Source organism: Myxococcus sp. AM010 (assembly GCF_013372585.1).
In the GTDB taxonomy this organism is placed as follows: domain Bacteria; phylum Myxococcota; class Myxococcia; order Myxococcales; family Myxococcaceae; genus Myxococcus; species Myxococcus vastator.
In genome coordinates, this window is the sequence record NZ_JABXEO010000005.1 from 162,373 (window position 1) to 186,988 (window position 24,616).

Annotated in this window: 19 protein-coding genes and 1 pseudogene; 14 read left to right on the forward strand and 6 right to left on the reverse strand. The window is 71.3% G+C overall.

Annotated features, from left to right (window positions below; translation table 11 throughout):
- Nucleotides 1-12 precede the first annotated feature (12 nt).
- Nucleotides 13-951: a universal stress protein gene (locus HV826_RS05205; RefSeq protein ID WP_176415891.1), complete on the reverse strand. Its 939-nt coding sequence runs from the start codon at nucleotides 949-951 to the stop codon at nucleotides 13-15.
- Between the two features lie 349 nt (nucleotides 952-1,300).
- Between HV826_RS05205 and HV826_RS05210 the strand changes: the two genes are divergently transcribed.
- A complete protein-coding gene (locus HV826_RS05210; RefSeq protein WP_161604945.1) occupies nucleotides 1,301-1,465 on the forward strand; it encodes a hypothetical protein in 165 nt (54 codons plus the stop codon).
- Nucleotides 1,466-1,535: 70 nt separating this feature from the next.
- On the opposite strand, the gene HV826_RS05215 is transcribed toward HV826_RS05210, so the two are convergent.
- A complete protein-coding gene (locus HV826_RS05215) occupies nucleotides 1,536-5,450 on the reverse strand; it encodes a hypothetical protein (RefSeq protein WP_368670841.1) in 3,915 nt (1,304 codons plus the stop codon).
- A 280-nt stretch (nucleotides 5,451-5,730) separates the two neighbouring features.
- Nucleotides 5,731-5,922 (reverse strand): CsbD family protein, encoded by a 192-nt coding sequence (locus HV826_RS05220; protein ID WP_176415893.1) that lies wholly within the window; start codon nucleotides 5,920-5,922, stop codon nucleotides 5,731-5,733.
- 217 nt (nucleotides 5,923-6,139) lie between these two features.
- On the opposite strand from HV826_RS05220, the gene HV826_RS05225 reads away from it, so the two are divergent.
- Nucleotides 6,140-7,915 carry a methyl-accepting chemotaxis protein gene (locus tag HV826_RS05225; protein WP_176415894.1) on the forward strand — a complete coding sequence of 592 codons (1,776 nt, stop codon included), beginning with the start codon at nucleotides 6,140-6,142 and terminating at the stop codon, nucleotides 7,913-7,915.
- A 35-nt stretch (nucleotides 7,916-7,950) separates the two neighbouring features.
- Here HV826_RS05225 and HV826_RS05230 read toward each other — a convergent pair whose 3' ends face one another.
- The gene (locus HV826_RS05230) at nucleotides 7,951-8,805 is read right to left on the reverse strand and encodes a hypothetical protein (RefSeq protein ID WP_176415895.1); all 855 of its coding nucleotides are present in this window, start codon (nucleotides 8,803-8,805) and stop codon (nucleotides 7,951-7,953) included.
- A 98-nt stretch (nucleotides 8,806-8,903) separates the two neighbouring features.
- Complete coding sequence (locus HV826_RS05235) at nucleotides 8,904-10,496, reverse strand: NAD(P)/FAD-dependent oxidoreductase (protein ID WP_176415896.1); 1,593 nt, start codon at nucleotides 10,494-10,496, stop codon at nucleotides 8,904-8,906.
- Between the two features lie 153 nt (nucleotides 10,497-10,649).
- Between HV826_RS05235 and HV826_RS05240 the strand changes: the two genes are divergently transcribed.
- The 3 genes from HV826_RS05240 to HV826_RS05250 all read left to right on the forward strand — a co-directional run bounded on the left by HV826_RS05240 (nucleotide 10,650) and on the right by HV826_RS05250 (nucleotide 14,478).
- Nucleotides 10,650-12,425 (forward strand): CHASE domain-containing protein, encoded by a 1,776-nt coding sequence (locus tag HV826_RS05240; protein ID WP_368670842.1) that lies wholly within the window; start codon nucleotides 10,650-10,652, stop codon nucleotides 12,423-12,425.
- 142 nt (nucleotides 12,426-12,567) lie between these two features.
- A complete protein-coding gene (locus HV826_RS05245; RefSeq protein ID WP_176415898.1) occupies nucleotides 12,568-13,776 on the forward strand; it encodes an MxcI protein in 1,209 nt (402 codons plus the stop codon).
- Nucleotides 13,777-13,854: 78 nt separating this feature from the next.
- A complete protein-coding gene (locus HV826_RS05250; RefSeq protein WP_176415899.1) occupies nucleotides 13,855-14,478 on the forward strand; it encodes an MXAN_6652 family MXYO-CTERM-anchored protein in 624 nt (207 codons plus the stop codon).
- 141 nt (nucleotides 14,479-14,619) lie between these two features.
- Here HV826_RS05250 and HV826_RS05255 read toward each other — a convergent pair whose 3' ends face one another.
- Complete coding sequence (locus HV826_RS05255; protein ID WP_176409041.1) at nucleotides 14,620-14,988, reverse strand: helix-turn-helix domain-containing protein; 369 nt, start codon at nucleotides 14,986-14,988, stop codon at nucleotides 14,620-14,622.
- A gap of 547 nt (nucleotides 14,989-15,535) precedes the next feature.
- Here HV826_RS05255 and HV826_RS05260 point away from each other — a divergent pair.
- The 9 genes and pseudogenes from HV826_RS05260 to cheB all read left to right on the forward strand — a co-directional run bounded on the left by HV826_RS05260 (nucleotide 15,536) and on the right by cheB (nucleotide 24,589).
- The gene (locus HV826_RS05260) at nucleotides 15,536-15,919 is read left to right on the forward strand and encodes a hypothetical protein (RefSeq protein ID WP_255207741.1); all 384 of its coding nucleotides are present in this window, start codon (nucleotides 15,536-15,538) and stop codon (nucleotides 15,917-15,919) included.
- On the forward strand, nucleotides 15,916-16,158 hold the full coding sequence (locus HV826_RS36970) for a nucleotidyl transferase AbiEii/AbiGii toxin family protein (RefSeq protein WP_255207742.1): 243 nt from the start codon (nucleotides 15,916-15,918) through the stop codon (nucleotides 16,156-16,158). Before HV826_RS05260 ends, HV826_RS36970 begins: the two co-directional genes overlap by 4 nt.
- Before the next feature lie 236 nt (nucleotides 16,159-16,394).
- Nucleotides 16,395-16,883, forward strand: coding sequence for a hypothetical protein (locus tag HV826_RS36975; protein ID WP_368670843.1), 489 nt, complete (start codon nucleotides 16,395-16,397; stop codon nucleotides 16,881-16,883).
- A 213-nt stretch (nucleotides 16,884-17,096) separates the two neighbouring features.
- Complete coding sequence (locus HV826_RS05270) at nucleotides 17,097-17,576, forward strand: chemotaxis protein CheW (RefSeq protein ID WP_176415901.1); 480 nt, start codon at nucleotides 17,097-17,099, stop codon at nucleotides 17,574-17,576.
- The gene (locus tag HV826_RS05275) at nucleotides 17,573-19,135 is read left to right on the forward strand and encodes a CheR family methyltransferase (RefSeq protein WP_176415902.1); all 1,563 of its coding nucleotides are present in this window, start codon (nucleotides 17,573-17,575) and stop codon (nucleotides 19,133-19,135) included. Before HV826_RS05270 ends, HV826_RS05275 begins: the two co-directional genes overlap by 4 nt.
- Entirely contained in the window at nucleotides 19,135-19,746 is a 612-nt protein-coding gene (locus HV826_RS05280; protein ID WP_176415903.1) for a chemotaxis protein CheW, read from the forward strand. Before HV826_RS05275 ends, HV826_RS05280 begins: the two co-directional genes overlap by 1 nt.
- The gene (locus HV826_RS05285; RefSeq protein WP_176415904.1) at nucleotides 19,743-21,386 is read left to right on the forward strand and encodes a methyl-accepting chemotaxis protein; all 1,644 of its coding nucleotides are present in this window, start codon (nucleotides 19,743-19,745) and stop codon (nucleotides 21,384-21,386) included. Before HV826_RS05280 ends, HV826_RS05285 begins: the two co-directional genes overlap by 4 nt.
- Complete coding sequence (locus HV826_RS05290) at nucleotides 21,386-23,566, forward strand: response regulator (protein ID WP_176415905.1); 2,181 nt, start codon at nucleotides 21,386-21,388, stop codon at nucleotides 23,564-23,566. Before HV826_RS05285 ends, HV826_RS05290 begins: the two co-directional genes overlap by 1 nt.
- A pseudogene (gene cheB, locus HV826_RS05295) lies at nucleotides 23,563-24,589 on the forward strand (chemotaxis-specific protein-glutamate methyltransferase CheB). The gene HV826_RS05290 and the pseudogene cheB overlap by 4 nt, the downstream one beginning before the upstream one ends.
- Nucleotides 24,590-24,616: the final 27 nt, after the last annotated feature.

The window sequence follows — 24,616 nt, forward strand, 5'->3', positions numbered from 1 at the left end:
CGCCCGCCTGCTTCAGGATGCGGACGGAAGGTGACGCGACACCAACACGTCGCAGCTCGCGCGCGCCAGCACCTGCTCCGTCAGCGGCGTACGCGCCTCCTGGGCGGACATGGCCAGCGCCAGCAGGTCCGAGCCCCGCTCCAGCGCCTCCGCCAGGATGCCCTCCTCGGCCGGCTCACCGCAGCGCACCCGCACCTCCAGCTCGCGGCCCGCCTCCCGGTAGGGCGCGAGGAAGCGGCCAAGCGCCACTCGCGCCTGATGCTCCCGCTCCTGCCGCAGCAGCAGCCACCGCTCGGCCGGCGCGTGGGCGCGGCGCAGCTCCGCCTCCTGCGCTTCCGTGTCCACCACGTGCAGCACGTCCACCAGCGCGGGCGCCGGGCACAGGCGCAAGGTCAGCTCCAGCGCCCTGCGCGACTCGCGCGAGAAGTCCACCGCCACCAGCGGCCTGCCGTAGGGCCGGCCCGGGTGCGGCACCACCACCAGCACGGAGACGCCCAGCCAGCGCACCATGTGCCGCACCGTCGAATCCTCGGCCAGCGCACGCGCCGGGTACGTCACGTGCGGACGCCCCAGCACCACCAGCTCCGCGCCCGACGTCCGCGCCACCTCGGACGCCACCTCTACCGGGGCTCCCCGCCCCAGCTCCTCGCGCACGTCGATGTCCACGCGGTTGCGCAGCCGCCTGCACACGGCGGTCACCGCCTTGCGCAGGCAGCGCTCCCCCGACAGCGTCCCACCGGGCCCCTGCTGCCCGTCCAGGGCGGGGGCCACGTGCAGCACGCAGAAGACGCTCCCGTGCGCCAGCGGGAGGCGCAGCGCGCGCGCCAGCGCGAACTCGGAGCGCAGCGAGAAATCCGTCCCCACCACCAGGCGCGACACGCCCCGCTGCCCTCGGGCGAGCCCTGGAGGGAGCAGCGGCACTGCTGTCCTCGAAAGCTGTGACGACCTCATCTCCATCCCTCCTTCCCTTCCACCCGAAGACTCACCTTCACACCCTGAAGATTCAGGCGCCGCGCGCCAGGCGCCACCGGGCTCGGCGTGTCGCAAAGTCCGCGACCGGGCAAGCCTCCGGAACAGGTCCACTCCGCCCAGGCGGCTCCCTGAAAAATCTCCAGCAACCCGGGGGCCGTACCCGCCGAGAAGAAGGGAGGGCAGGCGTCCTCCACGAGGCTTGGCCTGCTTGGCACGTCCGAAGCCCGACAGAAGGTCCAAGCGGAGCACGGCCGCTGCTTTGCAGAAGGGTCCGGGCGGGCAGCGCCGGGCGGGGTCGGTGGCGGGCGGAACGCTGAAGAAGGGGGAAGTGCCAATGCGCGGGGTCATCACCGGACGAGAGGTGGTCGCCAACCTGGGGCTCATCTACCGGGAGTTCGGGACGGGCTGCGTGCTGCGCTGCCTGTGGGTCATGCTGAGCGGGAAGACGACGACGTTCCTCGAGGTCGCGTGCCCGCCGGTGGCGAAGCGGTAGCAACGGCACGGGCCGCGGAGGAACGTCCCCCGCGGCCCGCGCCACCTCACGTCAGCTCACCGCGTGCGCGTCACTGCGGGACGCTGAGCCGCAAGCGAAGCAGCGTCGGCTCCACCCAGGCGCTCGCCTCGGGGCCACCTGCTTCGGCTTGAGCATCCATGGACGCGTCGATGGCGAGCTTGAGCCGGTCGGCGCGCGACGTCACCGCCGGGTGCAGGTCCTGGAGGATGTTGTAGGCCGGGAGCTCGGCGGCGGTGCTGAACAGCGCGTACATGTCCATCACGTCGTTCATCACCGGCGTGACCTCCACGTCCTGCAGGGTGTCGTAACCCGACAGCACGGCGTCCTCGCCGTACAGCAGGCCGCGCAGGTGCTCGTCGTGCTCCAGGGACAGCGGCAGCGCGAGCGCAGCGTAGGCCTGCCACACCAGGCGCGTGCCCGTCATCCGCTTCGCCTGGACCTGCAACGCGTCACCGGCCTGGTTCATCCGCGCCGCGATGGAGGCGTAGAACTGGCGCTGCTGGGACTTCAACACGTCCACCATCCGGGCGCGGACGGCGGCGCGGAGGTCGTTGGCCATGACGTAGTCGTAGGACGCGATGTGCTGCGAGACATGGTCCCACCGCTTCGCCATCCACTCCTGGGGGTTCTGCGCGTTGTTCGGGTTGTAGGTGGGCCGGTCGGCGCCTCGCACCAGGGCGACGAACTCATGGCCTCCGGTGAAGCGGTGCGCGAACACCCGCTCGGACTTCACCGAGCTGGTCGCGGCGTCCCAGGCGGTGTAGCGGACGTACACCGTGGACACCAGCCGGTACGTGCGCTCGTACAGTCCGCCCAGGCCCGTGAAGACCTCCGAGTAGAGCTGCCAGCTCCCCTCACCGCACAGGTCGATGGTGGCGTCGTCCACCTCCATGTTGGCCGCGATGAGCAGCGGGCGCAGCACGTCGTGGTTCCAGCGGCCCGGGTCCACGCCCAGGTAATCCGCCGCGTTGTCGCCGTTGTAGTCGCCCCACTGGCCTCCACCGCAGGGGACAATGGGCTTCTCTCCCTGCTTCAGGAAGTGCGTCGCCGGCTCCTGCTCCGGAGGCCCCCACAGGTCGATGCCGTACATGCCCCGGCCGGGGTCCGTCCGCCACTCGCCCTCCGCGTGCTCGATGAGCGTCTTCATCCACGCCCAGTCGGCCGTGTAGCGGGTGTGAACCCCGGCGAACAGCGGCTTGCCGATGTTCTTCAGCGCCGTTTCGAGCGTCGTGCCCTGGGTGACGAGGTCGTTGTGGCGGGTCGCCTCCATCTGCCCGCCGAGCGCGGGCTGCTCCTCGAAGAGCTGCGCGTAGGCCTCCGCGCCCGCCATCCAGTCCTTCGGGCTGGAGATGCGGCTGCTGTCCAGCATGGAGAACCCCGCCCCCAACTGCACGGGGAACTCGCGCAGGTAGTTGATGTTGTAGGAGAGCTTGTGCGTGGACAGCTCGTCCGCGGGGCTGATGTCCGGGTTGGAGCCGCGCCCGTCGATGCCCGCGAGCGCCGTGGAGTCATGCGCGTGCAGCGCGCCCCAGATGGAGAACTCCGTCTCCGCGGGGACGAACTCCTCCTCGTAGCGCATGGGCATGGGGTGGCGTGAGTCCCAGCCCAGGTAGTTCCACGCCGCCCGCTGGAACGCGTCGTTCTTCGCGTCGGCGAAGTACTCGTACATGTTCTGGTCCACGCGGTTCAGCCCCGCGTGCAGCGCGTACAGCGACTCCTGGACCTCCGTCACGTTCTGGTTCACCCGGCCCAGCTCCCAGTCCACCAGGGCGAACCGGGAATGCATGTCGCGGTGGATGGCATTGAGCTTCCGGTCCACCCGGTCGAAGCGGCTGAGCATCCGCCCCTGCAGCTCCACGACGAGCTGGTGGAGGTTGCGCAGCTCCTTGAGGATGACCTGCTCGATGGGCGGCTCGGCCGGCTTGCGCAGGATGGAGAAGAGCTGGATGACCGCGCCGACAATCTGGCCGGTGAACACGGCGGCGCTGATGATTTGGAAGCCCTTCACGCCCGCGTCGAGGAAGCCGGCGACCTTCTCCGCGACCTTGATGGAGCTCTCCGCGTACTTCGCCACCGACTCCAGGGTGGTGCCCAGCGCCTTGCTGAACCGCACGATGTCCGCGGCGAGCTGCGTCTGGCCGTCAATCTTGAGGATTTCCGACACCAGCCCCAGGCCGACCGACACGCCCTCCTTCACGCCGCCGAGCGTCTCCTTCAACGACGTCCCGCGCGTCTTCGCCGCCGCGATGGCCGCCGCGAGCGCCGTCTCCTCCGGCGAGGCCAGCGCGCTCACCGACGCCGCCTCGGGCTCGCCGCCGTTGTCCAGGGACTGCCCCTGCTGGGCGGGCTTCTTCAGCGCGACGGAGGCGCGGTACGCCTGCTCGGCGGTGTTCAAGTCATGGAGCATGTCCGAGTACTGCTTCACGGCGGACAGCCCCACGGTGGACGCGGTCGTGACGAAGCCCCGCGCGTCCTCCGGCGTCACCGACAGACGTCCATCGGACCCCAGGCGCGGCAGGACGAAGGCCGCCAGGGGGCCCAGGGGCTTCGCGGTGAGCATCTGCGAGGCGGTGTGGTGGGTCTGGAAGCCCACGCCCGCGCCAATCCCCCCGCCGTTCACCGCCGCCGCCAACGCGGCGTTGCCCTGGGCCAGGTCATGCAAGCGGGACCAGGTGTCCTCGGTGAAGGCCTCCGCCTCGCCGTAGCGGTCCACGAAGGACTGCGCGTTGGCGAGCCCCCGCTTCAGGTCCAGGCCATTGTGCATGCTGGCCAGCAGCGCGCGCGCATGGGCCCGCAGCGCGCGGCCCGGCGCCGTCGTGGTGGGCAGGTGCGGCTCCGCCCGCGCGAGCATGCGAATCATCGTCCGCACCCGGGGGCCGGAGCCGTCCTTCGCCGGGTCGAAGGGGTAGACGTCCAGCGCGGTGGAGATGGCGTTGAGCCCCGCCGTCAGCTCCGCCTGGGAGAGCGCCGGGTTGTCGCGGGCCAGGAAGTACGCCGCGCCCGCCAGCAGGTGCAGCCGCGGGTGCTCGTTGGCCATGGCCGCCGCCGCATAGACGCGCCGGTTCACCTCCTGCGGGGACAGCGAGAAGATGCTGTGGCACTCCGAGCACAGGATGGGCGCGTCATACACGGGCGCGCCCAGGCTCCCCGAGGCCGCCCACTCCGCCGCTGCCTGCGCCTGCACCTGCGCCTGGGTGGCGGTGGCGGGCGCCTGGCCCTCCACGAAGCCCGCGCCGCACTCCGCGTCCGGCGCCGCGCCATGGCTGACGTCGCGGCAGGTGCCGTAGAGCGGCGTCCCACTGCCAGGGCCGCAGGGCCCCGTCATCGTTCCGCACTGCGCGGCGTCGGTGACCCAGGCGCCATTCACCTGGCACGTCTGCGGATTGAGGCAGGCCACCGTGCAGGGCGCCTCCACCGTGCCGCACTGCGGTCCCGTGCCCGTATTCACCACCGGGTAGTTGTAGAAGGTGATGTAGCAGAACTCCTCGCCCACCCCCGCGGTGGCGCCCTTGCGGGTCCCGCCCCCCGCGCGCGCGGACTCCTCTCCACCACCGGGCTTGCCGCCGATGTACCAGAGCCAGGTGATGCCGCCCCACGTCGACGACGGCGCGTTCGCCGACACGTAGTTCTGGGCGTGCCTTTCGCACGAGGCGTCGGGCCGCGTGCCCAGTGGGACGACCGCCTCGTGCCCGCCCAACGTGAAGCCGAAGTCCGAGTGCTGGCACGTGCCGTACGACGTACACGTCTTCGGGCTGGTGTCCGCGCCACAGGCCGCGGTTGACTGCTGCGCGTAACACTCCAGGCTGTAGGTGAAGCCGCCGGTACACGTCCAGTCACCGGTCGCGAGGTCCTCCGGCGTGCAGGTGAGGCCGTCCTCGACGGTGCGCGCGGCGACGGGCCCATCGGACGGCTCGGCCCCCATGGGCATGGGCTCACCGCAGCCCCAGAGCGCCAGCGCGGCCACGACCCCTTGGAGCCAGCGCGGACGCCGGCTCCTGGCGGGCGCGCGTGCCCCGGGCGGACACACGTCTCCCCTCAACGACGAACTTCGCGACACCTGCATGGAGGACTCCCCCTCGTTCGGGCCTGCGACGGCGCGAAAGGGCCGTCCAACACCGGATACGAAGGGAGCGGGGAGTCCTGGTCCTCACGCTGAAATGAAACGAGCCGCGAGGAAGGCTTCCCCCGCGGCCCGAATCATTCAAATGCACCTGCATGCGCCCGGCAGGCGCCGGGAGGGGAGGCTAGGGCTCGTCCCGGCGCGGCTTGTCGGAGTCGACCGCGTCCTTGATGGCGCGCTTGGCGTCCTCAACCTTCCCCTTGATGGCGCCCTTGGCGGAGTCACGCTTGCCCTCGGCCTCCAGCTCACGGTCGCCGCTCGCGGTGCCGGCCACTTCCTTGACCTTGCCCTTGGCTTTGTCGGTCCACTCGCCCATGACGGGTCTCCTTTCACAGCACACAGCGTGTTGGAGCCAGAGTGTGGGCATGCCGAAGAGGTCGCGCAGGCGCCCCAGGGCCGCTCGTCTGGCCAGCAACCAGGGGAGCCCCGCATTTCCATACACGCTGGATGAGGCGGAACAAGACTGGACATTGACGGCGAGCCATTCGCGCCCCACGCTGGGGTCACCGTTACCCAGGAGCACCGCTTCCCTGATGGCCACCTCCTCGCTACCGACCCCTGGCGCCCTGCTACGCCGGCTCTACCTGCTGCGGTCCGTCATCACCACGGTGGCCTTCACGCCCGCGGTCTACGTCGACATGCAGTTGCTCGACCTGTCGGGTGCGCGGGAGTTCAAGATTTTCCTGGGCATCATCACCCCGGTGGTGCTCGGCCTGTGCGCGGTGGTGCAACCCCTGGTGGTGATGCCGTGGCTGATGAAGCGCGCCCTGAGCGCCCAGGGGACGACGCGGGTGGAGCGGCTCATCCGCATCCCCTCCAACATCGCCTTCGTGGAGATGATGGTGTCGTGGACGCTGGGCGGCATCCTCTTCAACGGCGGCGCGGTGCTGCTCCTGGACCGGCCGGCGTCGGTGGTGATGGTGGGCGTGGCGGTGGCGGTGAGCGCGGGCCTCTTCAGCAGCCCGCTGGCGTACATGCTGTTCGAACGGGTGATGATGCCCACGGTGCTGGACGCCTATCAGCGCGCGCCCAGCACGAAGCCCGCGGGTGAGGGCTTCGCCACGCGCCAGTCGTGGCTGCTGCCCGCGATGGTCGTCTCCGCGCTGCTCATCACCTGCCTGGCCAGCATCGTCACGCTGCACCTGCGCCTGGAGCGCGGCATGGGCGCGCTGGCGGCGGACCTGGCGGCGCGGGGCGACACCGCGGCGGCCGAGCGCGTCCAGGCCACGGTGCGGCCGCTGGAGGCGGAGCTGGTGCAGCCGGTGGTGGTGCTCGGCGGGTATGCCGCGCTGGGCTCCATCCTCACCGCGGCCTGGGCGGCCCGCCGGCTGGCCCGGGGGGCACGCGCGGTGGGGGCGTCCCTGGAGGCCCTGGTGGAGGGCCGCGCCACGCCGCCCCAGTGGGTCTCCTCGGATGAAGTGGGCGACCTGGCGGCCTCGACGTGGCAGCTCTACCAGCGGCTCCAGGAGCTGCCGCGCTCGCTGCGCGCCTCCGCGGGGGACCTGGCCGACGCGGGCCAGCGGCTGTCACACGCCAGCTCCCAGCAGAACCAGACGCTGTCGCGGCAGGCCGCGGCGCTGCACCAGGCGCGCGCCACCGCGCAGGAAATCCAGCGGGCGTCTCACGTCACGCACTCGCGCGCCACCAGCATCCTCCAGGTGGCAGAGCGCGCCGCCGCCGTGGGCAAGCTGGGCGAGGAGTCCCTGGCCGGCACGGAGAAGGGGCTCACCGTCATCCGCGACATCGCGGCCGGGCTGCACGAGCAGATGCTGGATTTGGAGCAGCGCGCCCGCGAGGTGGGCCGCGTGTCGGAGGTGGTGAAGTCGCTGGCGGACCAGTCCCACATGCTGGCCATCAACGCGGCGATTGAAGCCACGCGCGCGGGCGAGCACGGCAAGGGCTTTGGCGTGGTGGCGCGGCAGATGCGCGACCTGGCGGACCAGTCCGTCCGGGCCACCAACCAGGTGCGCGGGCTGCTGGAGAGCATGGCCTCCGCCACGCAGCAGGCCACGGCGATGTCGGACCAGGGCGCGGAGGGCGTGGCCGAGGCGCTGGAGCCGCTGCGGCACAGCGGCGAACGGCTGCGCGAGCTGGCGGGCCTGTCCCAGGAGTCCGCGGTGGCGGTGCGGCAGATTACGGAGGCCGTGTCGCAGCAGCACGCGGGCGTGGACCAGCTCTTCGCGGCGGTGCGCGAGCTGGACGAGCTGACGACGGACACGCTGCGGCACCTGGACACCACGCAGCAGGCGGCCTCGGCCGTGAGCCACGCGACGGGGCAGGTGTCGCAGATGGCTGAGCGCTACGTCTGATGCGGCGGCTCGCCCGTGCTCGAGCGCGGGCCGCCTCAGTCGCTCGAAGGGACGTCGTCCTCCGCGCGCGCGGCGAGCAGGGGCGTCAGGCGCCCCTCCGCGCTCAGCACGGGCGTGCGCAGCAGCATGGCGAGCTGGCCCACGAGCACCGCCAGTCGCGTCAGCCGCTCCCGGGGCTCCTCGCCGCCCTCCTCGAAGCTGGCCGCGTCCAGGTAGGCGAGCTGCGCCGAAGCCCGCCCATGCAGCCCCGCCACCCGCTCCTCCAGCGCCGTCAGCCGCGTGCGCAGCGCGCCCAGGAACGCCGCCGTCCGGCCCAGCAGCCCGGAGGCTTCATCGAGCGCCCGCGCGCCCTCCTCCGGAGCGCTCCCCGCGAGGATGCCGCGGGCCGAGAGGGCCGCGTACAACGACGTCCCATCCAGCACCACCGGCGGCGACTCCTCGTCCAGCCAGCCCCGGTCCAACCACGCCAGCACGGGCTCCAGCGCGGCGGGCACCTCGACACCCGCGCCCAACAAGGGCCAACCGCGCCGCGTCGCGCGGGATGGCGCTTCGCGCGGGAGCGCGCGCAGCGCCTCCAGCGCCTCGGCGCCCAGCAGCTCGGCTTCCCGGACGTACCCCCAGCGCTCCAGCCGCTCCAGCAGCGCGCCGAAGGGCACCACCACCTCCGCGTGCACCCGCGCCTGGAGCGCGCCGTAGGTGGCCACGCCGTCGCGGACCTGGAGGCGGTCCGCCCGGAGCGCGGCCACGGCCGCGCGGTGCCCCTCACGCGCCTGGGCCAGCCGGGCATCTTCTGGCGGGGTGACGCCCGTCTCCGTCAGCACCTTCCGCACACCCAGGCCCAGCGCCGTCAGCACCAGGCCACCCACCGCGAATGGGATGAAGAAGGGCATGCCTCTCGACTATGCCAGCTTCGCCCCCGTCCCGCCCGGCGGATGCGGGTGGCCCTTCCCCGCCTGCCGGGTGGGCGCGCCACCGCATGGCGCGGCGCTCACCCCGCGCGAGCTTGAACGGGCGCCTCTGGCTCCAGCGGCGGCACATACGGCCAGCCCGGCAGCGGTCCCTTGCCCGCCTCGCGCGTCAGGTAGTCCGCGGCGATGTTCGCGCTCTCCATGATGGTCAGCAGGCCGCTGCCCGGGTGCGTGCCGCCGCCCACGAAGTACAGCCCTTCGATGTCGCGGTTCTTCACCTTCGGCCGCAGCGGCCCCAGCTGCCGCCACGTATGCGACAGGTTGAACACCGCGCCCCGGAACACGTTGAAGTCGTCCCGCCACGTCTCCGCCGTGAAATAGCGCTCCTCGCGAAGGTGCTCGCGCACGCCCTTCAGCCCCACCTTCTCCAGCATGGCGGGGATGCGCTCGCGCAGCGCCTGCTCCGTCTTCGCCCAGTCCACCGGACGGCCCGTGTTCGGCGTGGGCACCAGCACGTACAACGTCGAATGGCCCGCGGGCGCGCCGGACGGGTCCGTCACGCCCGGGTTGCACACGTAGAAGGGCGGGTCCTCCAGGTCGACGTGCCGGTCCTCCAGCGCGTCGCGGTCCGTGCGCCGCGCGGACTCCGACAGGTAGATGAGGTGGTGCGGCAGGTCGGCGTACACCGTGTCCAGGCCGTAGTACGCCATGAACGTGCTGCACGAATACTTCGCCCGCTCCAGCGCCGCGTCCGTCAGCCGCGAGCCTTCCCGCGCCTGGGCCGGAATCAATGACTGCGCCGCGTAGGCCAGGTCCGCGTTCACCACCACCGCGTCCGCCTCCAGCACCTCGCCACCCACCAGCTTCACGCCCACCGCGCGGCCCGCGTCCACGCGCACCTGCTCCACCGGCGCGCCCATGCGGAAGGTGGCGCCCAGGTCTTGCGCGCAGCGCATCATGCCGCGCGCCAGCTCGCGGAAGCCGCCCTCCACGTGCCAGACGCCGAAGGCCAGCTCCAGGAAGGGAATCACGCTGAACACCGACGAGCACGTCGCGGGGTGCAGGCCCAGGTACTTGGACGGGTACGCCAGGGCGTACGTCACCCGGTCATCGTGGAAGAAGCCGTCCAGTTGCCGGTACAGCGTCTGCCAGGGCTTGAAGCGCAGCGTGGGCGCCAGCCGCCACGGCGCGTAGTAGCCCAGGTTGTCCGCGGAGGTGCAGATGAACTTCTCGTAGGCGATGCCGTACTTCTCCCGCCCGTCCGTCATCCACTGGCGCAGCGCGGACGCCTGCCGCGGGCCGAACTTCGCCAGCTCCGCCTCCATGCGGTCCAGGTGTCGGGTGGTGTCCAGGTGCGTACCGTCCCAGAAGTGCACCCGCGTGTTGACGTCCAGCGGGAGCAGCTTGACGTAGTCCTCCAGCCGCCGGCCCGCGCGCCGGAATATCTGCTCCAGCACGCCCGGCAGCTGGAGGATGGAGGGCCCGGTGTCCACCGAGTACTCGCCCGACGCGCCCAGCGTCAGCCCCTTCATCCGCCCGCCGGGCACCGCGTCCTTCTCCACCACGGTGACCCGGAAGCCCTGCCCCGCCAGGTTGATGGCGGCCGACAAGCCACCCGGTCCCGCACCCACGACGATGACGTGCCGCACGCTGCCTCCCTCGTTCGCCGACATGACCTACCGGATGCCAAGCCCCCCCGGTACCCGGGTGAACGAAATCCTGCCTTCTCATTCACGTAGCGAACGTCCGAACCGGCCAGGACGTTACAAGAGCACCGTCCGGCACTGGCTCCCGGGCAGATGCCATTCCAGCCTTCTTGCCCCACCGTGCCACCGCGCTCCTCCTCCCATCTGCGCCGCAACACCGCCGCCTACTGCGTGGTCCTGGTGGGACTGCTCATCACCGCCGCGGCGACGGCCTATGTGCAGCAGAGCATCAACGAGCGCCGCCTGCGCCGCTTCGACGACGCGGTCCAACACGGGGTGCTGGGCCTCCAGCAGCGCCTGGAGCTGAACCAGTCCCTGTTCCTGGGGGTGCATGGACTGTTCACCGGCAGCCGCTACGTGGACCAGGAGGAGCTCGGCGCCTACATGGAGAGCCTGGCGTTGAATCGCACCTTCCCGGAGCTGGAGGGCATCGGCTTCGCGCGGTGGCTTCGGCCGGAGGACGTGGCCCGGTATGACGCGGAGGTCCGCGCCATGCGGCCGCCAGGCCCTCCCGTGTGGCCCCCGGGCCCGCGCGCGGCCTACACCGCCATCGTCATGATGGACCCCCTGGACGCGCGCACGCGGCGGGGCCTGGGATTCGACATGCTCACCGAACCCAGCCGCCGGGCCGCGATGCTGCGCGCAATAGACACGGGGCGCGTGGCCGCCACCCAAAAGGTGCGGCTCATCCAAGGCTGGGAGGACGCCGCGGGCCGCGTGGGCTTCGTGCTCTTCATCCCCGTGTACACCCCTCCGCGGGACGCCCGGCCCCCTGGAGCCCCCACCGGGCCTCCGCGCGGCTTCGTCTACCTCCCCATCGCCATGGAGGATCTGACGAGCGAGCTGCGCTTCATCGGCTTCAAGGAGACCATCGACCTGGAGGTGTATGACGGGACGGCGGTCCGCGACGACGCGCTCCTCTACGCGTCCGGCCGCCCGGCGTCACGCGGGGCCCCCGTCTTCCAGCAGGACGTGAGGATACCCGTGGCCGGCCAGACCTGGACGCTGCGGTTCAGCGCGAGCCAGGCCTTCCTCGCCACCGGCACCACCGGGCAGCGTGGCACCGTCATCGGCGCCGGGCTGCTGGTGACGCTGCTGCTGTTCTTCATCACCCGCTCGCAGGTCCGCGCCCGGACCTCGGCCGAGACCGCCAACACGGAACAACAGCGGCTGACCGGCGAGGCACGCGACGCCGTCCAGGTGCGCGACGACTTCCTCAGCATCGCCGCGCACGAGCTGCGCACGCCCCTCACCAACCTCAAGCTCCAGCTCCAGCTGCTGTACCGCCAGCTTCGCGGCGAGGGCCCCCTCGACGTGGAGAAGCTGGCGCAGCGGGTGCACTCCAGTGAGCGGCAGACCACGCGCCTGGCGACCCTGGTGGACAGCCTGCTCGACGTGTCCCGGCTGGCCCGCGGCCGGATGGAGCTGAACCTGGAGCCCGTGGACCTGGACGAACTGGTGCACGAGGCCGTCCGCCGGTTCGAGACGGAAGCCAGGACAGCGGGGGTCCAGGTGACGGTGGACTCGCCCGTGGCCGTGACGGGCCAGTGGGACCGGATGCGGCTGGAGCAGGTGCTCACCAACCTGCTGTCCAACGCGCTCAAGTACGGCCACGGCGCCCCCGTGGACGTGCGCGTGCGCTCGGACGAAGCGCACGCGACGCTGGAGGTGGAGGACCACGGCATCGGCCTTTCGCCCGAGGACGCGCAGCGCATCTTCGGCCGCTTCGAGCGCGCCGTCTCCAGCCGCCACTACGGCGGACTGGGCCTGGGCCTCTTCATCACCCGCCAGCTCGTGGAGGCCCTGGGAGGCCGCATCAGCGTGGCCAGCACCCCGGGCCAGGGCGCCACCTTCACCGTCGTGCTGCCCTTGAGCGGCCCCAGCCCCGTGGCTTGACGCGCCCATCTGATTCTTGACTTTTCACGAATTCCGCCTAAACAGCTCCTGAAATTGAGAATGCGTATCGTTTTCACCTTGAATCCACAGCTCCGCTCCGGGTGAAACGGCGCCTCGCTCCACTTCCAGGAAGGCCGTCTTCATGAAGCAGCTGTTTGCCCGCTCGGGTTTCCGACTCTCCGCCGCCGCGCTCGCGCTGTCCCTGCTGGGCGGCTGTGACGACTCCGGCGACGACGCCACCGGCCCGCTGTACGCCATCACCACGCAGGACCTCAACGCCGACCCGGCGGAGAGCTACGTGGTGGTGACGCGGGAGGCGGAGCAGACCGCGCAGCTGTCGCTGGACGGCGCCATCAAGGTGTCCGGCCGAGCGCTGGGCGTGGGCATCCGCAAGTCGGGCCAGGTCTACGTGGTGTCGGACGACAGCCCCGTCGTGACGCGCTACTCGCTCACCGAGGACGGCCGCCTGGAGCAGTCGGGCACGGTGAGCTTCGCCAGCCTGGGCGTGATGTCGCTGGGCGAGTACCAGGCGAACTTCCAGTTCGTGTCGGCGACGAAGGCGTACTTCTTCGACGGCATCACCGCGCAGGCGGTCATCTGGAACCCCACGGAGATGACCGTCACCGGCAACATCGCGCTGGACGCGCTGGAGGTGCCCGACACCGAGATGGCCTTCTCGGGCTCGGTCGTCTCGGACAACGGGCAGCTCATCATCCCCGTGGGCTGGCGTCCCGTGGCCGGCGTGGGCATCACTCCGCGGACGGGCGTGGTGGCCGTCGACACGGCGACGGACACGGCCACCGTCGTCACGGATGAGCGGTGTGGCTACGCGCACGACGCCGTGCTCGGCCCGGACCGCAAGGTCTACGTCGCGACGGAGGCCTACGGCGCGGCGGTGCACCGGGTGTCGGCCGACGCGGCGCCGGAGCCGTGCCTGCTGCGGTTCGACCCGCAGACGCGCGCCTTCGACACCGGCTTCCACCGCTCGCTGTCGGAGCTCGTGGGCGGCGGCACCGCGGGCTCGCTCGTCCCCGGCCCTTCGGGCACGGCGTACCTGCGCGTGCTGGATGAGCGCGTCGCCCCTGTGCAGGAGGGCGCGCACCCCCGCGGCATCGCGAGCGGCGCCGGCTGGCAGTGGTGGGCGCTGAATCTCAACACGCTGACGGCGACGCGGAACACCGAGTTCCCGGCCACCTCGGGCAGCAGCTTCCTCTTCCACACCGAGAACCAGACGCTCTACACCGAGTTCGGCGCGGGCTCCGCGTCCACGACGCTGCACGTGCTGGGCGACAACGGCCGGCCCACGCTGACGACGCAGGGCCTGTCCTTCTCCCTGCTCCAGCTTCGTTAGGCGGAAGTCTCCGGGGCTCCGCGCACGCGGAGCCCCGGCTGTAGCACCACCGGGTTTCACCCATCTTTTGGAGTGTCCATGCGTCTTCCGTTCCGCATCGCGGGCGTCGTCGTCGTGTCATCGCTGTGGTCCATCCCCGCCTCCGCCACCAGCACGGGTGTCACCGGCCAGACGGGCAAGGAGGGTCCCACGTGCAGCACCTGCCACCAGGGCGGGGAGCTCCCCACCGTCGCGCTCGAAGGGCCTGCCACGCTCGCGCCGGGCGCCACCGGCCAGTACACCTTCATCATCCGGGGCGGTCCCGCCAGGACGGGCGGCGTGGGCATCGCCGTGGACAGCACGGCGGCCACGCTCCAGCCCGGTGAGGGCATGAAGAAGCTCGGCGCCGAGCTGACCCACGCACAGCCCCAGCCCTTCGCGAGCAACGAACTGCGCTTCAACTTCAGCCTCGTCGCCCCCGCGACAGACGTCACCCTCACGCTCTTCGGCGCTGGCAACTCCTCCAACGCGGACCTCCACACCGACGGAGACCGGGCCGCCGCCACGAAGCTGAGCGTGAAGGTGGGCCAGGGCACGCCGGACGTGGAGCCGGATGCGCCGGAAGAAGAGAGCGGAGGCTGCGCCGCCGCGGGCAGCGCGCCGCTGTGGGCCCTGCTGATGGCCGCCTCGCCGCTGGCCCTGCGGCGCCGCCGCCGGGGCTGAGGCGCCGTTCGCGCGGGTGGATGAGGCCCACGCCTCATCCACCGTGGAGGTGAAGGCGCGCCTCTTCACCTGGCTCCAATCACACAGTAAACTTTTCAGGTTTATAGCCTGAATTCGTGGGTCTCCGAGCCCTGACGCCTCCTATCGGGCCAGCGCGCGCGCCATCGTGACGAGCGCCTCCAGCTTCGGCTCGTCCAGCTCACGCGCCAGCGTTACCAGCCGACGCAGCAGCGGCGGCTCCTTCTCCAAATCACGCCGCTCGTCCTTGCCGGGCCGGGCCAGCCCCAGCAGCTCATCCGTGGAGACGCGGAGGACCATGCTCAGACGGCGCAGCATGCCCGCGCTGGGAACCATCTTTCCCCGCTCCACGCGGCTGTAGACCATGGGGTGCATGTCCACCAAGGCCGCCACCTCCACCTGGGTCAACCCCAGGCGCGCACGCGCCTCACGCGCTGCCTTTCCCACCATCGAACCCAGTTGTTCGTCCATACGCGGGAGAACGTAGCGCATCCGGAGTGGATGACTGGGGTGGAAGTCACGGCCTGGCGAAGCAGGAGGGAAGACTCTACCTTTGAAGTTCTGGAGACGATAAACTCTCGCCTTCGTCCATCTGGCCACACCCAGTCCCTCCAGAGACAAGCCCCATGCGACAGGGAAGCGATGACCTTGACAGGAGGGGCTCGCGGCGGAGCGGGACCCCAGGGGTGGGCGCATGAAGGCGCAGGTCCTCCGTAGAGTTCGGTGATTCGACCGAATGAGAGCAGGGTGGCGGGCAGGCGCCCCTTTGACTTCAGCCCTTAGGAGTTCGCCTTGCCGATTCCGCCTAACGCCTGTACTTTTTCTGCGGAGAATCAATACAATGGCTTCCATGGCACTACCACCGCTAGAGGCAGGGCGCGTCTATCGCACACGGGACTTTGAGCCCTGGAGCACGAATCCACCGCGCTTCGCCAAGCAGCTGGTTGAGAAGGGCGTGCTGGTGCCGGTAGCGCACGGACTGTTTGCCTACCCCAAGCGAAGCAAGTTTGGGTTGGTGCCACCTGGGGACGATGCGCTCATGCGAGCGTTCCTGGGGGAGAGTCCCTTCGTCTTTACCGGCCCCGAACACTGGAACGCGCTGGGGCTCGGCACGACAGCCGTGTTCGCGGCGACTCTCGTCTACAACACGAAGCGTTCCGGGCACGTTGAACTGGGTGACCGCCGCTTCGAACTACGCCGCGTGGCATTCCCGCTGACACCATCGCCGGAATGGTTCGTGGTTGATCTCTTCGAGAACGCGGAGCGCGCTGGCACGTCGCGCATGGAACTGGCCAAGGCGCTGACGCGCGCACTCGCGCGCACTGCCTTCGACCGCGAACGCCTGACGGAAATGACGCAGCGGTATGGGACCAAAGCGACGCGAGTGCTGATCTCTTCGGCGCTCCAGGCCTCCTCCACTTGAGCTTCATTCACGACGATTCGGCGTTCGACGATCTGCTGCAGATCGTCGCCGCCCACAACAAGATGTCGCTGGCGCTCGTGGAGAAAGACTATTGGGTCACTCACACGCTCTGGGCGCTTCACGCAACAGGCTTCGACGTCTGGTTCAAGGGAGGAACCTCCCTTTCCAAGGGATTTTCCCTCATCCACCGGTTCTCCGAGGACCTGGACCTCAAAATCGAGCCCGGAAACGTTCGCTAGCCCAAGGTCTCCAACTGGAAGAGTGATGGAACAAAGGCGACGAACGAGCGCCGCACCTACTTCCAGGCCCTTCCGTCGTTCATCAATGTTCCTGGCACAAGGACTGAGTTGGCTCCTGATGACACGGATGCAAGCTGGCGCAGCGGCAACGTGCGTGTCAGTTACCCCGCACGTCACATCGGAACCTCGCTGAGGTTCTGAGGCCCTTTGTATTGCTTGAGGTCGGCAATGCGCGCGTGACGCCCTTCGTTCCGCGCGACATGTCGTCCTTCGTGCATGACCATCTTGCGCGCATAGGACACCTGGACGACTACGACGACAACCGTCCCAAGGGCGTACGTTGCGTGCACCCGCTTGTCACGCTCCTTGAGAAGCTTGATGCGATTCAGAGACGAGTGCCGCGAGTCGACAGCGCACCTGCTTCTTTCGTGCGCCATTACGAGGATGCGGCACGCATCATCGCCGCCGAGCCCGAACTTCCCCCGCTTCCAGACTTCGTCGATGTGAAGGCACTCGCAAAGGAGATGCTCGCCCAGAAGCAGATTGCCCCGCCGCCAGGGCCCGACTCCCCTGCCTTCACGTTACCTCTGGGGGCTCGCACCGAAGCCATTCACAAAGCCTACGAGGCCAGCGGGCAGATGTTCTGGAAACCGAGACAGACGTTGGAGGAAACGGCGTCTGTCATCCGTGCATGGCTGGCGCGCACCCCTCTTTCTACCTCGTAGGCGCCGTCCTCGGCCGCCTCCTGGGGGAGTGAACGACCGTTCTCCCGTCCCCCCGAGAGCCGCCCTCCAGGCCAGGGCACGGCGGGAGCGTGTCCTGTTCCCCCTGAAGCATGGGCCCGCCCCCCTGTCCCCACTGAGGACTGGTGGACACCGTGACCGGGGGCCGACATCAATGTTCGACAGTGGCCACGTCCACGTCTTATGTCCCAGGACATGACCCCCGCACCCACGGAGGTGCTGCTGTTCACCCTGAACGGTCAGCGCTACGGACTACCCGCACCCGACGTGCGAGAGCTCGTACGCGCCGCGCGCCTGACGCCGCTGCCCCGCGCGCCCGCCGTGGTGGAGGGCCTGCTGGACCTTCGGGGTGAGCTGTTGCCGGTGCTGGACCTGCGCCTGCGCTTCCGCCACCCGGCCCGCGCGCTGTCCCCCATGGACCACTTCATCGTGGCCTCCGCGGGCGCCCGCGGCGTCGTGCTGCGCGTGGACCGGGTCGAGGGCCTGCGCGTCCTCACGCCGGAGGAGTGGGACGCTACGCCGCGCCAGCTTCCGGGCGTGGGCTATGTGGCGGGCGCCGTGAAGCTCAAGGACGGGCTCGTCCTGGTCCACGACCTGCGCACCTTCCTGTCCGAGGCCGAGTCCCTGGAGCTGGATGCCGCCCTGGCGGCGCCGCAGGAGTCGGAGCCCGCGTGAATTGGGGCCCCTGGAGCCACCCGGGTTATGCGGAGGTGCTCGCGCTGGTGGAGGAGCGCGCCGGGCTGGTGCCGCCCAGCTGCCCCGCGTCCGCCGAGGAAGGCATCGCTCGCGCCATGGAGCGGGCCGGGCTGAAGGACTTCGACGCCTACCGCGTGCGGCTCACGGAAGAGCCGGCCGCGATGGATGACCTGCTCATCGAGCTCACCGTCGGGGAGACGTACTTCTTCCGCACGCCCGAGCACTTCGAGCACATGCGGAGCGTCGTGCTCCCGGAGCTGCGCGAGCGCCATGGCCCGGACCACACCGCGCGGCTGTGGAGCGCCGCGTGCTCGTCGGGTGAGGAGCCTTATTCCATCGCCGCGCTGCTGCTGGGCGAAGGCTGGGATGCGCGCATGACCGTGTACGCCACGGACGTGTCTCGCGGCGCGCTCGCCCGGGCCCGGAAGGCCCACTACGGCGACTGGTCCCTGCGGGGCGGCTGGGTGGACCGGATGCGCGCCCACCTGCGCGCCGACGGACGCCGGTACATCCTGTCCCCGGAAGTGCAGAAGCGCGTGCGCTTCAGCTACCTCAACCTCGCGCTCGACACCTGGCCGTCCGCGGACAGCGGCATCTGGAAGCTGGACGTCATCTTCTGCCGCAACGTCCTCATCTACTTCAACCGGCCCACCATCGAGGCGGTCGCGCGCCGGCTCCATGACGCGCTGGATGAGGGCGGCTACCTCTACACCGGCCCGTCGGACCCGCCGCTCGGTGGACTGGCGCCGCTGGAGTCCATCCTCACCGAGTGGGGCGTGCTGTACCGCCGGCCCCTGCACGGGGCCACCCTCTCCCTGCCCGTCCCGGCCGCGTGGACCGAGCCGCCGGCGGTCACCGCCCCCGCCGCGACGACCGCGCCCGCCTGGAGCCCGTCTTCCACCGGCGTACCCGGGGCCGCGACGGGCGCCACGCCCCTGGGCACCACCGCGCCGGGCCTGCCGGGCGACTCCGAAGCCTCCTCGGGGACCGCGCTCCCGGGGGCCGGGAAACCGGCGCGCGCCCCCAGCGCGACGGCCCTGCACGCGGCCCGGCAGGCCCTGGCGCGAGGCCACTGGCGCGAGGCGGCCCAGCACCTGGGAGCGCTGGACTCCGACGCGGACACCGCCGAACTGGCGGTTCGCGCGCTGGCGAACCTGGACGCCGCCGCCGCCGTCTACGCCTGCACCGAAGCAGCCGCCCGGCACCCATTGGTGCCAGGACTGCGCTACCTGGAAGCCCTGCTGCTGCTGGGACAGGGACGCGCGGCGGACGCGGAGCGCGCCGTCCGGCAGGCGCTGTATCTGGAGCCCACACTCATCGTGGCGTGGCTCATCCTCGGGCGCGTGCTACGCAGGCACGGCGACACGCCCGGCGCCATGAAGGCCTGGCGCGAAGCGGAGCAACTGTGCGACGCCCTGCCTCCAGACGCGCCCGTCCCCCACGCGGACGGCGAGAGCGCCAGCAGGCTGGCGGAGGTGGCGCGTGGAGAGCGGTCCCGCATGGAGGCAGCCCTGGCTGCCGGTGAGGAGCTGAGCTGATGCCGGGTTCCGGCAAAATCGACTGGGACGCCACACGCGCGCGGCTGGCGCGGCTGGCCGACCTGGAGAAGGAACAGGGCACCTTGTCCCCCGAGGAGGCCGCGGCGCTGCTGGAGAAGCGCGCCCGGGCGCTCTCGCGCGAGCCCCGTCCCCAGGTCGACCCTGGCACCCTGCGCGAGGTGGTCCGCTTCAAGGCCGCCGGCCAGCGCTACGCCCTGGAGTCGCGCTTCGTGCTGGAGGTGGTGCGCGCGCCGGAGCTGGTCACGTTGCCAGGCGCGCCCCCCGTGCTGCGCGGCCTCACCCTGATGCATGGCGAGGTGCTGCCCGTGGTGGAGCTGGCGCCGCTCTTCGGACGCGCGCCTTCGGACATCGCCGGCCCGCTGCTCGTGGTGGGCGTGGGGCGGGCGGAGCTGGGCGTGCGCACCGAGGAAGTGGAGGAAGTCACCGTGCTGGCGAGCAGCGAGCTGCTGGCGCCGCCCACGTCCCTGGACGACGCGGCCGGACACCTCGTGTCCGCGGCCGACAGGGACGGCACCCTGGTACTGGAGGGAGAGGCGCTCCTGGGTGACAGTCGCCTCATGTTCGATTTGTCCGGCGAAGGAGCAGCATGAGCATCGGGAACCGCATCGCGTTCGGCTTCGGACTGTCGCTACTGATGTTGCTCATCGTGGCGGGAGTGTCCTTCCAGGGCGCCAATCAGCTCACGACGAGCACCGCGGGCCTGCTGACGGCCCATGAGAACTTCCGCGTCATCCGCGAGGTCCGCGCGCTGCTGATGGACGCCGAGTCCGGCCAGCGCGGCTTCATCCTCACGGGGGACGAGGCCTACCTGGGGCCCTACCGGGAGGCGACGGCGGCGCTCCAGGAAGACCTGGCCCGCCTGCGCGACGCCATGGCGGACCACGTCGCCCAGCGGGCGCGCCTGAACCGGCTGGAGCCCATCGTCACCCAGCGGCTCAACCAATTGGAGGAAGGCGTCCGTCTGCGCCGCGCGGAGGGGCTGGATGCCGGAGCGAAGTTCGTCCAGGCCGGCCAGGGCCGGGCGGCCATGCTCCAGGTCAAGCAGGTCATCGCCGAGATGCTGGTGGCGGAGCAGGAGCGCTGGGACGAGCACGCCACCGCGGCCCGGGACATGGCCCAGCGCATCCTCTGGGTGCTGGGCATCGGCACGCTGCTGGGCGTGCTCATCGTCGGCGGCGGCAGCTACCTCATCACCCGCGGCATCACCACGCCGCTGCGCGCGCTCATGGTGGGCGCCGAGCAGCTGGGGCGCGGGAAGCTGGAGCACCGCATCGAGGTGAAGGGCCAGGACGAGACGGCCCAGCTGGCGCGCGCGTTCAACGACATGGCGGAGAAGCGCCAGCAGAACGAGGTCCAGCTGGAGAAGGAATCCGAGCAGCGCGAGCACACGCTCCGCACCGTGGCGGAGTTCGTCAACCAGCTCGCCGGCGCCAGCGCGGAAATCCTCTCCAGCACCACCGAGCAGGTGGCCGGCGCCCAGGAGCAGGGCAGCGCGGTGACGGAGACGGTGAGCACCATCGAGGAAATCACCAAGACGTCCGAGGAGGCCGCGGGCCGCGCTCGCGCGGTGAGCGACTCCGCCCGCCACGCCGAGGACGTGGGCCGCAGCGGCCGCCGCGCCGTGGAGGAGGCCGTGGGCGCCATGGGCGCGGTGCGCGAGCAGGTGGAGTCCATCGCCTCGCGCATCCTCGCCCTGGCCGAGCAGGCCCAGGCCATTGGCGACATCATCACCACCGTCAACGACATCTCCGAGCAGACGCACATGCTGGCGCTCAACGCCTCCATCGAAGCCAGCCGCGCCGGCGAGCACGGCCGCGGCTTCGCGGTGGTGGCCTCCGAGGTGAAGGCCCTGGCGGACCAGTCCAAGAAGGCCACAGGCCAGGTGCGCCAGATTCTGGGCCAGATTCAGAAGGCCACCCACGGCGCGGTGATGACCACCGAGGAAGGCACCAAGAGCGTGGCCACCGCCACCCGCGTGGTGTCCGAGGCGGGCTCCAACATCCAGACGCTGTCGGACCTGCTGGCCCAGGCCTCGCTGACGGCGGCGCAGATCGCCGCCTCCGCCAACCAGCAGGCCACCGGCATCGGCCAGATTCGCCAGGCCATGCATGACGTGAATCAGGCCACGCAGCAGGCCCTCATCTCGTCGCGGCAGACCGAGCGCGCCATGCAGGACCTCAACGGCATGGGCCAGAAGCTCAAGGGGCTGCTGGGAGAGTACGGGCGCTGATGGACCGCGACCGGTTGGCCCAGGCGCTGCTGGCCACGTTCCTCGAGGAGCTCGAGGGGCACGTCGTCTCGCTCAACCGCGAGCTGCTGGCCCTGGAGCGCGAGACAGCGCCCGCGCGCATGGCGGGGCTCGTGGCGTCCCTGCTGCGCACGCTGCACAGCGTGAAGGGCGCGGCGCGCGCGGCCAGCGCCACGCTGGTGGAGACGGCCTGCCACCGCATGGAGGAGCTGCTGGAGCAGGTGCGTGACGCGGGCGCCGGCATGCCCGACGTGTACGAGCTGTGCTTCACCACCGTGGACGCGCTCGACGACGCGGGCCGGCGCCTGGCCGCGCGGGAGGACCTGGCGGGCTCGCCCCTGGAGACGCTGCTGCCCCAACTGGAGCGCGCCGCCGGACGCCGGGCCGGCGCGCACGCCCCCACGCGCGGCGCGCCGCCACCATCGCCTCCGCCCATGCTGGAGGACGCGGTGCCGTCACCCAAGGCCGCCCCGCCCAGCGTGGAGCCGCCCCCGGGCGGCGGGGCCTCCCACGGGGCCGAGGCGCTGCCCGTGCGCGTCTCCGCGCAGAAGCTGGACGCCTTGCTGGCACGCAGCGGTGAGCTGCGCGTCGCGACGCTCCGGCTGGAGGGCCGCGCGGACGCGCTGGATTCGGTGCGCGAGGCGCTGGCGCAGGCCCGCGAGGCGGTGCTCGGAACGCCCGGCGAACAGGCGCTGCTGCGCGCGGAGACGGAGCTGGCGCGGGTGACGCTGGAGCTGGCCGCGGACCGCCGGGCGCTGGGCGGCGTGGCCACGGGGCTGGACGACGAGGTCCGCCGCGCCCGCACCCTGTCCTTCGAGGAAGGCTGCGAGGGCCTGGAGCGCGCCGCGCGCGACGTGGCGCGCAGCATGGGCCGGCAGGTGCGGCTGGAGATTCAGGGCGGCGCGCTGGAGCTGGACCGCTCCCTGCTGCAGGGCCTGCGAGAGCCGCTGCTGCACCTGGTGCGCAACGCGGTGGCCCACGGACTGGAGCGCCCCGAGGAGCGCCAGCGGCTGGGCAAGCCCGCCGAAGGGCGCCTCCTCCTCACCGCGCGCCTCAAGGGCAGCCGCGTCGAGGTGACGGTGGATGACGACGGGCGCGGCCTGGACCTGGACGCGCTGAGGGGGCAGGCGCGCGCCCGGGGCCTGCGCGTGCCCGAAAGCGACGAGGAGGCCGCGCGGCTGGTGTTCCTGGCCGGCCTGTCCACCGCGGCGCAGGTGACGCAGGTGGCCGGCCGCGGCGTGGGCCTGGACGTGGTGCGCATGCACGTGGAGGGGCTGCGCGGCAGCGTGGAGGTGACGACCCGGCCGGGCCTGGGCAGTGGCTTCACCCTGGACGTGCCCCTCACGCTGAGCACGCTGCGGGTGCTGCTGGTGTCGGCGGGCGGGCAGACGCTGGCGCTGGCCAGTGAGAGCGTGGCGCGGCTGGTGCGCCTGGCGCCCGACGAGGTGCGCGACGTGGAGGGCCGCCCCGCCTGGGCCTCTGGTGACGCGCTGGTGCCGTTGGCCTCGCTGGCGGAGGTGCTGGGCCTGCCGCCCGGCCCACCGCGCGCGCGCCGGGGCGCGGTGGTGCTGGCCGCGGGCAGCGCGCGCGCCGTGGTGGTGGTGGACGAGGTGCTCGCCGAACAGGAGGCGCTGGTGCGCTCCCTGGGCCACCGCGTGCGCCGGGCCCGGCACGTGTCCGCGGCGGCGGTGTTGCCGGACGGACGGCTGTCGCTCTTGCTCAACCCCCTTTCCCTGGTCCGCGCGGCGGGTGGCCGCGCGGCGGCCTCGCTCTTCCCCGCCCCCGCCACCCAGCGGACGCGGCGGCGGGTGGTGCTGGCGGACGACTCGCCCACCACGCGCGCGCTGGAGCAGAGCATCCTGGAGAGCGCGGGCTATGAAGTGGTGGCCTGCGTGGACGGCGCGGACGCCTGGGAGCGGCTCCAGGCGGGCGGCGCGGACGCCCTGGTGCTGGACGTGGAGATGCCGCGCATGGACGGCTTCACCCTCACCGAGGCGGTGCGGGGCTCGCCGCGCTTCTCCCGGTTGCCGGTGGTGCTCGTCACCGCCCGAGGCAAGCCGGAGGACAAGGCGCGGGGCTTGCGAGCCGGTGCCAGTGCCTATCTGGTGAAGAGCGCGTTCGACCCGACGAGCCTGCTGGAGACGCTGAGACGACTGCTATGAAGAACGACCCGTTACGCATCCTGGTGGCCGAGGACTCGCCCACCGCCCGACGCCTGCTGGTGGAAATCGTCCGCGCCGACCCCGCCCTGACGGTGGTGGGCGAGGCCAAGGACGGCGTGGAAGCGGTGGAGCTGGCCCAGCGCCTGCGGCCCAGCCTGGTGACCATGGACATCCAGATGCCGAGGATGGACGGCCTGGAGGCCACCCGCCGCATCATGACGGAGGTGCCCACGCCGGTGGTGGTGGTGTCCACCCTGGTGGAGCGCGACATCCAGACCTCCATGGCCGCGCTGCGCGCGGGCGCGCTCGCGGTGCTCCAGAAGCCCCTGGGGCCGGAGTCCCCGGACTTCGACGCGGACAGCCGCCGCCTGCGCGACACCCTCAAGGCCATGGCCGAGGTGAAGGTGGTGCGCCGCTGGCCGGACCGCGCCGCCCGTGTCGCCCACGCGCCCCGGCGTGGTGGCCCTGGCCGCCTCCACGGGCGGCCCGGCCGCGCTCTTCCGCCTGCTGTCAGAGCTGCCCGCGAGCTTCCCCGTGCCCCTGCTGGTGGTGCAGCACATCGCCATTGGCTTCAGCGAGGGCCTGGCGCAGTGGCTGCGCACCGCGGGCCCCTTGTCCGTGAAGGTGGCGGAGGATGGCGAGCCCCTGCTCCCCGGGCACGTGTATCTGGCGCCGGATGATCGCCACCTGGGCGTGCGGGGCGAGGGCCGGGCGGAGGTCTCCCGGGCCGCGCCGGTGAATGGCTTCCGGCCGTCCGCGACGTGGATGTTCCGCTCGGTGGCCCGCGCCTATGGGCCCGCGTCGTTCGCCGTCATCCTCACCGGCATGGGCCAGGATGGCCTGGAAGGCGTGCGCGAGCTCCACGGCGCCGGAGGCCACATCCTGGCCCAGGACGAGCAGTCCTCCGTCGTCTACGGCATGCCCGGCGTGGTGGTGGGCGCCAACCTGGCCCACGAAGTCGTCGCCCTGCCCGACATGGCGAGCAGGCTCTCCCTGGCGCTCCGGGGTACTCCGGGAGTCTGAGTTACACGCTCCAGAATATTGGATTCT